Annotated in this window: 10 protein-coding genes and 1 pseudogene; 4 read left to right on the top strand and 7 right to left on the bottom strand. The window is 71.9% G+C overall.

Annotated features, from left to right (window positions below; genetic code table 11):
- Positions 1–346 precede the first annotated feature (346 nt).
- The 3 genes from ACFTZC_RS16185 (at position 347) to ACFTZC_RS16195 (ending at position 5,218) form a co-directional block, all read left to right on the top strand.
- On the top strand, positions 347–1,306 hold the full coding sequence (locus tag ACFTZC_RS16185) for a polyphosphate kinase 2 family protein (protein WP_382890062.1): 960 nt from the start codon (positions 347–349) through the stop codon (positions 1,304–1,306).
- Positions 1,307–1,371: 65 nt separating this feature from the next.
- Positions 1,372–4,092 (top strand): cation-translocating P-type ATPase, encoded by a 2,721-nt coding sequence (locus ACFTZC_RS16190; protein WP_382890064.1) that lies wholly within the window; start codon positions 1,372–1,374, stop codon positions 4,090–4,092.
- Positions 4,093–4,390: 298 nt separating this feature from the next.
- On the top strand, positions 4,391–5,218 hold the full coding sequence (locus ACFTZC_RS16195) for a hypothetical protein (protein WP_382890066.1): 828 nt from the start codon (positions 4,391–4,393) through the stop codon (positions 5,216–5,218).
- A gap of 31 nt (positions 5,219–5,249) precedes the next feature.
- Here ACFTZC_RS16195 and ACFTZC_RS16200 read toward each other — a convergent pair whose 3' ends face one another.
- From ACFTZC_RS16200 to ACFTZC_RS16215, 4 genes and pseudogenes are all read right to left on the bottom strand, one after another.
- Positions 5,250–5,951, bottom strand: coding sequence for an endonuclease (locus ACFTZC_RS16200; RefSeq protein WP_382890068.1), 702 nt, complete (start codon positions 5,949–5,951; stop codon positions 5,250–5,252).
- A 114-nt stretch (positions 5,952–6,065) separates the two neighbouring features.
- A pseudogene (locus ACFTZC_RS16205) lies at positions 6,066–6,389 on the bottom strand (two-component system response regulator); the annotation flags it as partial.
- Between the two features lie 15 nt (positions 6,390–6,404).
- Complete coding sequence (locus ACFTZC_RS16210) at positions 6,405–6,872, bottom strand: Lrp/AsnC family transcriptional regulator (RefSeq protein ID WP_382890071.1); 468 nt, start codon at positions 6,870–6,872, stop codon at positions 6,405–6,407.
- Between the two features lie 96 nt (positions 6,873–6,968).
- A complete protein-coding gene (locus ACFTZC_RS16215; RefSeq protein WP_382890073.1) occupies positions 6,969–7,808 on the bottom strand; it encodes an NAD(P)H-binding protein in 840 nt (279 codons plus the stop codon).
- Positions 7,809–7,890: 82 nt separating this feature from the next.
- On the opposite strand from ACFTZC_RS16215, the gene ACFTZC_RS16220 reads away from it, so the two are divergent.
- Positions 7,891–8,865, top strand: a complete 975-nt coding sequence (locus tag ACFTZC_RS16220) for an AraC family transcriptional regulator (RefSeq protein WP_382890074.1) — start codon at positions 7,891–7,893, stop codon at positions 8,863–8,865.
- A 28-nt stretch (positions 8,866–8,893) separates the two neighbouring features.
- On the opposite strand, the gene ACFTZC_RS16225 is transcribed toward ACFTZC_RS16220, so the two are convergent.
- From ACFTZC_RS16225 to ACFTZC_RS16235, 3 genes are all read right to left on the bottom strand, one after another.
- Positions 8,894–9,547, bottom strand: coding sequence for a TetR/AcrR family transcriptional regulator (locus tag ACFTZC_RS16225; RefSeq protein ID WP_382890076.1), 654 nt, complete (start codon positions 9,545–9,547; stop codon positions 8,894–8,896).
- Between the two features lie 110 nt (positions 9,548–9,657).
- Complete coding sequence (locus ACFTZC_RS16230; protein ID WP_382890078.1) at positions 9,658–12,384, bottom strand: FtsX-like permease family protein; 2,727 nt, start codon at positions 12,382–12,384, stop codon at positions 9,658–9,660.
- Positions 12,381–13,205 (bottom strand): ABC transporter ATP-binding protein, encoded by an 825-nt coding sequence (locus ACFTZC_RS16235; RefSeq protein WP_382890080.1) that lies wholly within the window; start codon positions 13,203–13,205, stop codon positions 12,381–12,383. Before ACFTZC_RS16235 ends, ACFTZC_RS16230 begins: the two co-directional genes overlap by 4 nt.
- Positions 13,206–13,384 lie beyond the last annotated feature (179 nt).

The following is a 13,384-nucleotide window of genomic DNA, read 5'->3' on the forward strand; positions in this document are numbered from 1 at the left end:
TACGGGCGAACAGACAATGAGCGCGAGGGATCCTGTCACGGCCGTGGCGGGATGTGTGGTTCCGCGGTCCGGAGGTCGTGGGAAATGGGACACATGCGGCCATGACAGTCGAAGAACAGACTTCTGACGTCGGTGCATGCCTCCCCGTCGGAGGCTTGAGCCGCCGCCCCGGGCCGGTGAAGCGCACCGATCCCGCAGGGCACGCGACCGTCCCGATCCCGGCCGAACACCTGTCCCGGAGGGTGCTCCGTGCCGCCTGCCGCACCGCTCCCGGTCAGGCCGTCGACCGCGGAGCGGCCCCCGAGACGCGCCGCGCCCACCCCGGACCGGAGAAGGACTGATCGTGATGTCGGACAAGAGAGCCGAACGCATCGCGGATTTCATCGCGCCCCTACGGGTGAAACCGGGGTCGAAGGTGCGCCTCGACCGGGACTTCGATCCTCGCTACAAGGCAGGTCTGAAGAAGCGGGAGGGGATCGAGCTGCTGCGGACCGGGGTGTCTCTGCTGGCCGAGTACCAGGAGCGGCTGGCCGCCCAGGACACCTACGGCGTACTCCTGTGCCTCCAGGCACTCGACGCCGGTGGCAAGGACGGGACGATCCGCCATGTGATGAGCGGCGTCAATCCCCAGGGCGTACGGGTCAGCAGCTTCAAGGTGCCCTCCGCCGAGGAACTCGACCACGACTACCTGTGGCGCTACGCCCAGCGCCTGCCCACGCGCGGCGAGATCGTCATCTTCAACCGCTCGCACTACGAGGAGGTCCTCGTCGTACGCGTCCACCCCGAGAACCTGGTCCGTCAGAAGCTGCCGGACGGTACGCGCGGGCCGGACATATGGCAGCGGCGCTACCGGGAGATCAACCACTGGGAGCGCTATCTCACGGACAACGGGTTCAAGGTGGTGAAGGTCTTCCTGAACCTGTCCAAGGAGGAGCAGCGCACCCGCTTCCTGAAGCGGATCGACCGGCCGGAGAAGAACTGGAAGTTCTCCGCGGCCGACGTTCGGGAGCGGCGCCACTGGAACGACTACCAGCACGCGTTCTCCGAGATGCTGTCGGCCACGAGTACGAAGTGGGCGCCGTGGTACGTCGTGCCGGCGGACCGGAAGTGGTTCGAGCGGATCTGCTCGGCGGCGATCCTCGCGCACACCCTGATGGACATCGACCCTCACTACCCCGACGTGGGGCAGGCGGCACGGAAGGACCTGCTCGTCACCAAACGGGACCTGGAGCGGGAGGCCCCCGCCGGGGCATCGGCCGATCCGTACGCCGACCGGCATCCGTCGGCCAGGAAGAAGCACGGCTGAGACCCGTCGAACCCAGCGCGCGATCGGCCCGGACGCATCCGCGGCCACGGATCGGAGGCAGAGCGATGACGGTGCGTTCGAATTCCGTGGGAGAACAGCCTCGGGCTTCGGAGGACGGCTGGTACACGCGCACTCCCGAGGAGGTCGCAGCGGCTTTCGGCGTAGATCCGGCGTTGGGGCTCTCCGCGGCACGGGCCGCGCAACTTCTGGACGCGCACGGCCCGAATTCACTCCCCGAGGAGAAGCGGCCTGCGGCCTGGCGCCGGTTCCTCGCGCAGTACCGCAGTTACATGCAGATCGTCCTCGTGGCCGCGGCGGTCGTCTCGCTGCTCATCCAGGAGTGGACCACAGCAGTCCTGCTGATCGTCCTGACCCTGCTGAACGCGGTCGTGGGCCTGCGCCAGGAGGGCAAGGCCGAGAGCGCGATGAACGCACTGCAGTCGATGATGGAGGCGACGGCGCGGGTGCGCAGGGACGGCACGGAGGCCGAGATCCCCGCCGAGCAGCTGGTCGTCGGCGACATCGTGCTCATCGCGGCCGGGGACCAGGTGGCGGCGGACGGACGCATCATCGAGGCCAGTGCCCTGCAGATCGACGAGTCGGCGCTCACCGGCGAGAGCGTTCCCGCCGCGAAGGACGCCGACACGCTGGCGGGCCCCCTGCCGGCGCCCGGCGACCGGACGAACATGGCGTTCATGAACACCCCGGTCACCCACGGCAGCGGCGTCCTCGTCATCACCGGGACCGGCGCCGCAACGGAGGTCGGCAAGATCTCCGGAATGCTGTCGGCCACCGAGAAAGAGGTACCGCCACTCACCAGGGAGCTCGACAGCCTGACACTGTGGATCACCGGAGCGGCGGCCCTGACCATGATCGTGATGTTCGCGCTGGGACGGCACCGGGACCAGGCTTGGGACGTCCTGTTCGTCAGCGCGGTCTCGCTGGCCATCGCCGCCATCCCCGAGGCCCTGCCGACCGTGACCCAGGCGATCCTGTCCGTCGGCAGCCTCAACCTGGCGAAACGGAACGCCATCGTCAAAGAACTGCCGTCCGTCGAGACACTCGCGTTCACCTCGGCCATCAACTCGGACAAGACCGGCACGCTGACCATGAACCAGATGACCGCCGTCGAAGTCGTGAGTCCTACCGACCGGTACACCGTCTCGGGCACCGGCTACGGGCTCACCGGGAAGGTCCACCATGCCGCGGGCTCCTCCGCGGGCATCGAGGACGCGATCCTCCCGTACGTGGTGGCCAGCGACGCGAAACTGGTGGACGGCGAGGTGGTGGGCGATCCCACCGAGGGCGCGCTGCTGGTACTCGCGCACAAGGCCGGGCTGGACATCGACGCCACCAGGGAGAGCCTTCCCCGACTCGCCACGCTGCCGTTCGACCCGGACTACAAGCTGATGGCCACCTTCAACCGAGCGGTCGACGCCTCTGGGCGGCAGGTCGTCCGGTGCTTCGTCAAAGGCGCGGTCCCGGCGGTAGTGGCGCGGGCCGCCACCGCGCTCGCGGCGGGCGAGACCATCCCCTGGGACGCCGAACTGATCGCGCGCGCCGAGGCACAGACCCGGCGGATGGGCGGCGAGGGGCACCGGGTGATGGCCGCGGCCACCCGTGATCTGGACCCGGCCGGCTTCGATCCGGACGGAGACCTGCTCGCGTACCTCACCGAGCTGCGGATGAACAGCCTCGTCGGCATGGTCGATCCGCCCCGCGAGGACGCCAAGGCAGCCGTGGCCGGCGCGCGGGCGGGGCACATCCGGGTCCGCATGGTGACCGGTGACGACGTCACCACCGGCGCGGCGATCGCCCGGCAGCTCGGCATCCCCGGCGAGGCGGTCCTCGGCGCCGACTTCGCCGCCATGAGCGAGGACGAGCAACTCGCCCGCATCGACGGCATCGGTGTGGTGGGCCGCGTCGCGCCGGAGCACAAGGTGCTGCTCGCCAACACCCTCAAGAAGAAGGGCGAGGTCGTGGCGATGACCGGGGACGGCGTCAACGACGCGCCCGCCATCAAAGCCGCCGACATCGGTATCGCCATGGGCAGCGGCACGGACGTGGCGAAGAACGCCGGACGCATGATCCTCTCCGACGACCGCTTCGCCACCATCGTCTACGCCGTGGAGCAGGGCCGGCGGATCTACGACAACCTCACCAAATACATCCGGTTCGTCCTGCTCCTGCTCGTCACCTTCGTCCTGACCTTCCTCGGGGCCACCGTCTTCAACATCGCCGCAGGTGAGCCGTTCACCCCGCCGCAGGTGCTGTGGATCCACTTCGTGGTCAACGCCTCCTTCGGCTTCGCGCTCGGCTTCGACCGGGAGAGCCCCGGACTGATGCGGCGCAGGCCGCGTCCACGAGGGGAGTCCGTCCTCACCCGGCCCGTACTGGTCACGGTCGGAATCGGCGGACTGGCGATCACCGTCCTCCTGCTCGGACTGATCAAGCTCGGGCAGGCCCACTTCGACAGCGCCGAGACCGGTCAGTCCATCGCGTTCACCGCCTTCGCCCTCTGTCTGATCGTCGCCGCGTTTGAATGCCGCAGCGAGACGGACTCGGTGCTGACGGCGTCCACCTTCGACAGCAGGCAGCTGAACTGGGTGGCACTGGCCCAGTTCGTACTCGCGGTCCTGGTGACCCAGATGGACGGTTTCCGCCGCATCCTCGGGACGACCGAGATCAACGCGCGCCAGTTCGGCTGGGCGCTGCTGGCTGCTCTCGCGCTCCTGCTCGTGTGGGAACTGGGAAAGTTCCTGGCCCGTCGCTCAAGAGGCACCTGATGGGTCTGCGCTCAACGGCCCGGCAGAGCAAGTAACCCGCCGGCAGGTTCTGGAGGTTCACGCGCCGCCTCCGCCACCGCCATCCGCATCAAGCCTGGGGGCGTCGGACGCGCGGCCCGGCGGTATTCAGGATGTGTTCAGGTCCCGGCGGGCAGGGTCGGACCACATGACCTGCCCGACAGCCGCGACCACCGGGGCGACGACGATGCCTTCCTTCGGTTGCTTCCGTCGAAAGTGACAGAAAATGACACAGCCTGAGCTCTTGACCGATTCGGGGGTAACCGGCCCCGCGAGGTACGTGCCGAGGAAGCTGCCGGAGGTCACTCTGGCCTTCTGGATCATGAAGATCGCCGCGACCACCTTGGGCGAGACGGCCGGCGACCTCTTCGCCCAGACCCTCAAACTGGGCTACTTCCTCACCACGATCGCGTTGTTCCTGGTCTTCGTGGTGACACTGGTCGTACAGCTCAGGTCCAAGCAGTACAACCCCTTCTTCTACTGGACCGTCATCCTGTCCACCAGCATGGCCGGCACGACGATGTCCGACTTCATGAACCGTGACGCCAGCGGCACGTACCTCTCCCCCGGGGCCACGTCGCTGGGCTGGGGGCCGCAAGGGCTGGGACTGGGGTATCCCGTCGGTGCGGCGATTCTGATCTCGATCCTGATCGCCATCTTCGTCCTGTGGAAATCCACCGGGATGACGTTCGTCATCCGTGACATCGTCACCTTCCGGGCCGAGGCCCTCTTCTGGTCGGCGATCCTTGTCTCGAACACGCTCGGCACGTCCATGGGTGACTTCCTGTCCGACAGTTCCGGACTCGGCTACGCGGGTGGCGCTCTCCTCATCACCGGGCTGCTCGCGGGGCTCCTCGCCCTGATGCGCGTACGTGTCGTCCCGAACGTTCTGCTGTTCTGGATCGCCTTCGTGCTCACCCGCCCTCTCGGGGCCACCGCCGGTGACTTCCTCACCAAGCCCGTCGCCAAGGGCGGCCTCGACCTCGGCACGGCGGGCTCGTCGGCCGTGCTCCTCGCGGTCCTCGGCGGTCTCGTGGGCTACGCCCACGTGCGAGACCGGAGGAACAGCGCCCCGCGCAACGAGGTCCTGGCGAAGAGTTCCGGGTGACGTCCCCTCCTCTCGCCGATCGGAGGAGCGTTCACCGGGGCGAGGTGGCTTTCGTGGTGGCGGCCGGCTTCGGCGCCGGGGTTGTTTTTTCCTTTACGTCTTCCACCACGGACTTGTCGAGCGCCGCCCGTACGAGGGCCGCGGCGAAGGTGGCCAGTTGCTGTGGCGTCACCAGCTTCGCCAGTTCGCCGGGGTTCGTGGGGAGCCCGAGGCGCTGGGCGCCCTGGGCGGCCTTGGTGTCGACGTACGGTTCGAGTTCGGGCCAGACGCCCTGGACCTCGCGGAGGAAGATGTCCGCGCCGGCGGGGCCGATGCCGGGCAGTTCCTGGAGGAGTTCGCGCAGGCGGCCGGGGTCGCCGCCGGCCTTCTCGCGCAGGCGGCGGAGGTCGCCGCCGTAGTGCTCGCGGAGGAATACGGCGCCCTTGCCGAGGGTGGTGGACGTGCTCTCGTCGTAACGCCGGTAGTGGCCCGCGCCCAGCGCGTCCACCCGCTGCTGCCAGGTGGCGTCCTCCATGCGGCGGGGTGTGCGCAGGTCCGCCTCGAAGAGTTCGTGGGCCGCGCTGACGGCGACCGAGGCCCGGATACGGGCGCTGAGCAGGCAGGCGAGGACCAGCAGTTGGTAGAGCGGCTGGGGGGTGTCCCTGAGCCGGATGCCCGCCTGGGCCGCGTAGGTCTGTCCATGGGTGTCGAGCAGTGCGCGGGCGGTCTCGCGGCGCGTGGCCGTGGCGCTCATGGTGTCCTCCCTGAGCGGTGGTGCGGCGCTTCCCGGATTCCGTATGAATGTGCGGATAAATTATTTCAGAAGGGGTGTTCTGCCGCAGGTCGGAGGCCGGGGCCTACCTCTGGACTACCTCGAACGCCAGCGGTAGCGGCGTTCCGGGCGGCCGGCCATGCCGTAACGGAGGGATACGTCGTCACTGCCCGTGGTCATCAGGTGTTCGAGGTAGCGGCGGGCGCTGACCCGGGAGATGCCGATGAGGCCGGCGCACTCGGAGGCCGAGAGGGTGCCTTCGGCGGTGCGGAGCGCGGTGATCACCAGGCGGGTCGTCTCGGCGCTCATCCCCTTGGGCGTGGCCGGCGCGGGCGGGGGCGGGGCCGCGGCGGGCCGGGTGAGCAGGCGGTCCACGTCGGCCCGGCCGCTGATCACCGTGTTGTCCAGGCTGCTGTTCTCAGGGCCGCCTTGTTCTCAGGGGCCGCCTTTGACGATCTTCATCGTCTGGTGGGACTCCACCCGGTGCACGGCGGGCAGCCGGGCCAGGCGGTTCATGAGGAACTCCTCGTACGCCGCGAGATCGGCGACGTTGACGCGGACGAAGTAGTCGGGCCGGCCGAGCAGGCGTCTCACCTCGGTCACCTCGTCGAAGCGTGTCACCGCCTCCTCGAACTCCTCCGTCGTCTGACGGTCGTTGACGGTGATGTCGACGGCCACGACGATCTCGCAGGAACGGCCGGTCGCCACGGGATCGAGCACCGCCCGGTAGCCGGTGATCACCCCCTCCTCCTCCAGGCGCTTGACCCGGCGCAGGCAGGGGGCGGGCGTCAGGCCGATGCGGCGGGCGAGTTCGATGTTGGTGATCCGGCCGTCCCGGCTCAGCTCCGCGAGGATGGCCCGGTCGAGTGCGTCGAGCGCGGGTCGCTCGGAATCGGTGGCCACGTCGACAGGATAGCGACCGGCGGTCGACCGACGGTTGTGCACGGGGCGGCATACCGGCACCGCGGTACCGGTATGCCGTGTCAATGCCGTGCGGGGTCAACGCCGCCAGGCGCCCGCCGCCGCGGCCCGTACGGCGTACTCCTCGAAGGTCCGGGGCGCGCGCCCCAGCAGGGTGGCGACGCCGTCCGTCGTCCCGGCGAGCAGCCCGCGCTCCATCAGCTCGAACATCGCGGTGAGATGGCGGGCGTCGTCCTCGCCCCAGCCCTCCTCGACCAGCGCCGCGGTGTACCCGGCGGGGGAGACCTGCCGGTAGGTCATGGGCAGCCCGGACGCCCGGGAGATCAGCTCGACGGCCTCGGCGAAGGTCAGCGCGCGCGGCCCGGTCAGCTCGTAGGTCCGCCCGGCGTGCCGGCCCGGCTCGGCCAGTACCGCGGCCGCTGCGTCGGCGACGTCCTCCAGGTCGACGAACGGCTCGGGGACCGCACCGGACGGGAGCGCCAGTTCGCCGGCGGTCAGCGAGGCGTGGAAGACGTCCTCGTCGAAGTTCTGCATGAAGTTCGCCGGCCGCAGGACGGTCCACTCCAGGGCCGAGCCGCGCACGGCCTCCTCGGCCGAGCGCATGTCCAGCCCGAAGGCGGAGTCGCCCCAGGTGTCGGCGCCGTGCCCGGAGAGCAGCACCAGGCGCCGGGCGCCGGCGGCCTCGGCGCGCGCCACGAGTTCGTGCACCGGCCCGGGCACGGGTGGCGGCACCACGTAGACGGTGGTGACGCCCTGGAGGACCGGATCCCAGCCCGCGGGCTCGGACCAGTCGAAGCGGGTCCGGCTGGACCGGGACGCGGCGCGCACCCGCGTACCGCGCAGTCGGAGCCGGGCGGCGACCCGCCGGCCGGTCTTGCCGGTGGCGCCGAGGACAAGGGTGGTGTCGTTGTTGCTCATGGCACCGATTCAACGGCGCCCGCTCGGACGATTCCATGGGTGAAAAGCCGGATTGCCTGTGTCATCGTCTAACCTGCGTGGGGTGGACGCGTTCGGTGATCTCTTCCGCGGGGTGCGGGCCCAGGGCTCGTTGTTCGGCCTCTCGGCCCTGTCCCCGCCCTGGGCCCTGCACTTCGTGGACGGCGCGCCGCTGACGTTGTGCGCGGTCCTCGGCGGGGCGGGCTGGCTCGTGCCGGAGGACCGCCCGCCCGAGCGGCTCGGCGCCGGCGAGACGGTCGTCGTGCGGGGCCCCGCTCCGTTCACCTTCGTCGACGAGGTCGGTACGCGGGCCGAGCCGATCGTGTGCGGTGAGGAGTGCGCGACGCCCGAGCAGGGCGGGACCCGGCACCGGCTCGGCTGGAACGATCACGCCGGTGCTGACGCTGACGCCGGTGCCGGTACGACGACGCTGGTCGTCGGCGCGTACCCGGTGCGCGGCGAAATCAGCCGCAGACTGCTGGACGCGCTGCCCGTCGTGCTGCGCGTCCCCACCGGTGGCGGGGCCGACCCCGTACTGGACCATCTGGCCGCCGAGGCCGCCGCCGACATCCCGGGCCAGCAGGTGGTCCTCGACCGGCTGCTGGACTGGCTGCTGGTGTGCGCGCTGCGCGAGTACTTCGACCGTCCCGGCGGTGAGCCGCCCGCCTGGTACGCCGCCCAGCGGGACCCGGTGGTCGGCGACGCGCTGCGGCTGCTGCACGCCGAGCCGGCGGCGCCGTGGACGGTCTCCTCGCTGGCCGGGCGGACCGGGGTGTCGCGGGCCACCCTGGCGAAGCGGTTCGCCGACCTGGTGGGCGAACCGCCGCTGACCTACCTCACCCACCGGCGCATGGCGCTCGCGGCGGACCTGCTGGCCGAACGGGACGCGACGACCGTCGCGGAGATCGCCCGCGCCGTGGGTTACTCCGACGCGTTCGCCTTCAGCACGGCGTTCAAACGGATCCGGGGCGTCAGCCCGAGCGCGTTCCGGCGCACCGCGACGGCCGTTCCGGACGGACGCCGGCTCCCCGGCGCGTAAACCGGCTCCACGGATCGCGGTGCGGAAGCTAAGCACCCGGCCCGGAGCCGGGACCGGGGCCGGGCCCGGGAGGAAGGGCCGCCGGGGCACGGTTGCCCGTCGGGAGGCCCGCGCGGAGTTGGGCGACGCTCTCCCGGACGATGTCGGCGAGCCCGGCCGTTCCGTCCCCGGCCGCCCAGGTCTCGACGGACGCGCGGATCGCCGCGCCGGCCGCCTCGGCCAGCAGCAGGGACGACAGGCCGTCGCCGCCGGAGCGTTCGGCGATCGTCTCCGCGAAGAGTCTTTTGGCGGTTTCGACGGCGATCAGGTGCTGGGCGAAGACGGTCGGGTTCTCCTGGGCGACCCGCATCAGCACGACGACGTCCGCGTGGCTGCCGACCATGGCGGTCACCTCGCCCGGCAGCACCTCGGCGAGGCTGTCCCACACCGGCTCACCAGCCGGGCGGGCGCGCAGGGCGTCCGCGACCGACCCGGGCCGGGGGATGACCGCCTCGACGATCGCCTCCTCGCGGGAGCCGAAGTAGTTGCGGAACGTGTTGCCGGACACGCCGACCCGGGCCGCCACGTTCTCCGGCGTCACGGCGGCCAGCCCCTCGTCCGCCAGCAGCTTCCAGGCGGCGCGGCTGAGCGCCGTACGCGTCTCCTGCTTCTTCCGCTCACGGAGACCTGATCTTCGCGTCATCTTCTTCCACCGTCGTCGGATTTCGGGAACCGGTACCTCGTCCCGGGGGACGCCTCCCGGGGAACACGTACGGGCCCCGTACGCACGAGGCCCGTACCGCGCGCCGTCCGTCAGGACTGGGCGCGCATCGCCTCCAGCGGATGGGCCCGCAGGACGCGGCCGGCCGGGATGCGGATGGCCAGGAGGGCGGTCAGGACCACCGTCGCCACGATCGCCGCGAAGACCCAGGGCGGGCCCGCGGGGAGGGGGTTCGTGGTGAGGCGGAAGGAGAGGACGGCCAGGGGGAGCGCCGCCGTCACCGTGCCCAGGACCGCCGCCGTCGCCGCGAGGAACGTGGTCTCCGCCGTCAGCATCCGGGCGATCTGGGCGCGGGTGCCGCCCGAGAGGCGGAGCAGGGCGAGTTCGCGGGTCCTCGCCGTCGTGGTCGTGACCAGCGTCGTCGCCGACGAGAGGGCCACGTACCCGAGGATCACCGCCAGCAGCAGCCGGTTCAGCCAGTCCTGGGAGCGGGTCTGGGCGTCCTGGGCCGCCTGGAGGGCCGTACGGTCCCCCACCGCCAGGCCCGGGTGGTCCGCCGACAGAGCGCCCAGGGCCTCGGCCACCGCCGCCCCGTTCGCGTCGGGGGCCGTGGCGACGAGGACCGTGTCCGCGAGCCGGTCCGTGGTGTGCGGGACGACGGTGGCGGCCGGGAGCAGGACATCGCCGAAGCCCAGGTTGGGGCGGAACACGGCGACCACCCGGGGCTTCACGCGCGTCCCGTCGCCGAGGGCGAGGTTCACCCGGTCACCGATGCCCTTGCGCAGGTAAAGCGCCTCCGTCTCGCTCAGCGCGACGGTGTCGCCGCGCAGGTCGTCCAGGGTGCCCTCGGCGACCGGCAGGTCGAGCGTGCCCCGCAGGCCCTCGGCGTCGACTCCGTACGCCCGCGACCGCGACAACGGCTCGTCGAGCAGGGTCCGTTCGACCGCCACCACCTCGGTGGCGACCAGCGGGGTCGCCGCCGTCACCCCCGGTACGCTCCGGGCCGCCGCCGCGACGTCCGGGGCGACGCCGCCCGGTCCCGTCACCACGTACGGTGCGACGGTCGCCTGCCGCGCCTGGTACTGCGTCGCCTCCGACAGCGTGGTCTGGCTGTAGAACTGGCTGCTCGCGAAGCCGATCGTCAGCGCGAGCGGGGTCACGGCCGCCGCCAGCCGCCGGGAGCCCGCCGCGCTGTTGGCCGCCGCGAGATACCCCGACACCCGGAAGTGGCGCAGCAGCCCCGCGCCGGCGATCCGGGCGAGCGCGGCCATCAGGCGCGGGCCGAGCATCGCGGCGGCGATCAGGGCGAGCATGGAGCAGAGCACCGCGGGCAGCGTGGCCAGGTTCTGCGGTACGAACGCCACCGCGACGAGCGCGACGGCCGCCAGGCCCAGCACGACGTACCCGCCGGCGATCCGGCCGCGCCCGATGTCCGGGCGCTCCACCGTGGACTCCCGCAGCGCCGCCACCGGACCGATCCGCACCTGGCGCCGGGCCGCGGCCCACACCGCCAGCCGCGCCGTGCCCAGGCAGAGCAGTACGGCGACCACCGCGGGCACCGGGCCGAGCGAGAGCGTGAAGCCCTCCTCGATCACGCCGATCCGGGCGAACCCGTCGCGCAGCGCCTGCGCCGCGAGATAGCCGGGCGCCACCCCGAGCAGCGCCGCCGCGCCGGCCACCAGCTGCACCTCGGTGGCGAGCATCCGGTGGATCTGCCGGGGGGTGGCCGCCACCGCGCGCAGCAGCGCGATCTCGCGCCGCCGCTGGTGCACCACCAGCGAGAGCGTGCCCGCCACGACGAGGAGGACGATCATCAGGACGAAGCCGCTGAACGAGCTGGAGACCAGGGTCAGTACGGAGCGGGACTGCGCCGCCCCGAGGAACTCGACCTCGCCGCGCTCCACACCCGCGCGCACCACGGCGCGGTCGGTCCCGTACCCCTCCTTCTCCAGGGCGTCCGTCACCCGCCGGGTGAGGGTGTCGTCCGTGAACGTGGACAGCCAGGCCAGACCGGCCGGCGCGGCCGTCCGTACGCCCGGGTCCGCGACGACCGCGACCGCCACGACCTCCCGCGGGTGGCCGGACAGGGCGCGCGCCCGGTCATCGGTGAAGAACAGGGCCGACTGGCGCGGCAGTCCGTCGGCGCCCCGCGCCGCCGCCACTCCGACGACCCGGTACGGTACGGCGCCGTCCGCCGTCGCGATCCGCACCGTCGAGCCGACCCCGGCGCCCGCGCGCCCGGCGGTCGCCGCGTCGAGCACCACCTCGCCGTCGCCGCGCGGCGCCGCGCCCTCGCGCAGCGTGTACGGGGTCAGCTCCGCCGAGCCCCAGCCGTGGCCGAGGACCTCGTGCCCGGACGGGGCGGGGACCGGGCGCCCGTCCTCGGTGAGGAGCGTGGCCGGGAAGCTGATCTCGCCCGTCGCGCTCCGTACGCCGGGGACCGCGGCGATCGTCTCCACCAGCTCCGCCGGCAGCATCGCCCGCTCGGGCAGCGTCTCCACGAGATCCGGGCCCTCGGGGTCCACCGCCGTGACCGACTGCGCGGCGCCGACCACGATCGGCGCGGCGGCGTACCGCTGCGGCGCGATCCCGGCGAAGAGGCCCGACTGGAGGAGTACGCCGCAGGCCGTGACGAGGACGGCGCCGCCGAGCACCGCGAGGAACGACGCGACGAACCCGGCGCGGCGGGCCCGGACGGACTGCCAGGCGAAGGCGAGGCCGGAGGTCGTGGCGGGCGCGTTCCTGCCGCTGCCGGGGCTCGGGTTCTCGCCGGGGTCCGCGTTCCTGCCGGGGTCCGGGTTCTCGCCGGGGGTCCTCACCGGTCCCCCAGGTGCGTCATCCGCGCCGCCACCGACTCCGCGGTGGGCGCGTCGAGTTCGCCGACGAACCGGCCGTCCGCGAGGAAGAGCACCCGGTGCGCGTACGACGCGGCGACCGGGTCGTGGGTGACCATCACCACGGTCTGGCCGAGCGTGTCGACCAGCCCCCGCAGCAGCCGCAGCACCTGCGCCCCGGTGTTGGTGTCGAGCGCGCCCGTCGGCTCGTCGGCGAAGACGACGTCGGGGCGGGTCACCAGCGCGCGGGCGACGGCCACGCGCTGCTGCTGGCCGCCGGAGAGTTCATTGGGACGCCGGTCCAGCAGCCCGTCGAGGCCGACCGCGGTCACGATCTGGGCCAGCCACTCGGGGTCGGCGGTGCGGCCCGCGAAGCGCAGCGGCAGGGTGATGTTGTCGGTGACGCCGAGCGCGGGTATCAGGTTGTACGCCTGGAACACGAAGCCGATCCGGTCGCGCCGCAGCTCCGTCAGGGCCGTCTCCTTCAGCGTGCTCAGGTCGGTGTCACCGAGCAGCACCCGTCCCGACGCGGGCCGCTCCAGCCCGGCCGCCAGGTGCAGGAAGGTGCTCTTGCCGGAGCCGGAGGGGCCCATGACGGCGGTGAACCGGCCGCGCGGGATTCCCGCGGACACCTCGCGCAGGGCGACGACGGCCCCCGCGTCGCCCGCCGCGCCGGGTCCGCCCGCGCCGCCGGGACCGCCCGGACCGTACACCGCTGTCGCGCCCTCCAGCCGTACGGCGAAATCGGACGACGGCCCCGGAGTGCGCGTCCCTCCCGGCTCCTTGAGCCACCCCTTCGTCGCCATGCCCCGACCTGACCCTTCGTTCGCTCAACTCGACAGTGGAGACGCCGACTTGGAGCGGGCCGTCGGGCCGCGTGTGTCGACGCACCGACGGTAGGCCACGGGCATTGACACGAACCATCCCGTACATGCCATGATCGAAGGTAGAGCCAACTCCACCATGCGTGCGCCAGGGAGCATCC

It is taken from the genome of Streptomyces sp. NPDC056987 (assembly GCF_042673865.1).
Lineage (GTDB): Bacteria > Actinomycetota > Actinomycetes > Streptomycetales > Streptomycetaceae > Streptomyces.

What these genes read in the sequence shown, in the direction of transcription:
- ACFTZC_RS16185 (WP_382890062.1), top strand. Translation starts at nt 347, where the DNA reads ATGTCGGACAAGAGAGCCGAACGCATCGCGGATTTCATCGCGCCCCTA.
- ACFTZC_RS16190 (WP_382890064.1), top strand. Translation starts at nt 1,372, where the DNA reads ATGACGGTGCGTTCGAATTCCGTGGGAGAACAGCCTCGGGCTTCGGAG.
- ACFTZC_RS16200 (WP_382890068.1), bottom strand. Translation starts at nt 5,951, where the DNA reads ATGAGCGCCACGGCCACGCGCCGCGAGACCGCCCGCGCACTGCTCGAC.
- ACFTZC_RS16215 (WP_382890073.1), bottom strand. Translation starts at nt 7,808, where the DNA reads ATGAGCAACAACGACACCACCCTTGTCCTCGGCGCCACCGGCAAGACC.
- ACFTZC_RS16225 (WP_382890076.1), bottom strand. Translation starts at nt 9,547, where the DNA reads ATGACGCGAAGATCAGGTCTCCGTGAGCGGAAGAAGCAGGAGACGCGT.
- ACFTZC_RS16235 (WP_382890080.1), bottom strand. Translation starts at nt 13,205, where the DNA reads ATGGCGACGAAGGGGTGGCTCAAGGAGCCGGGAGGGACGCGCACTCCG.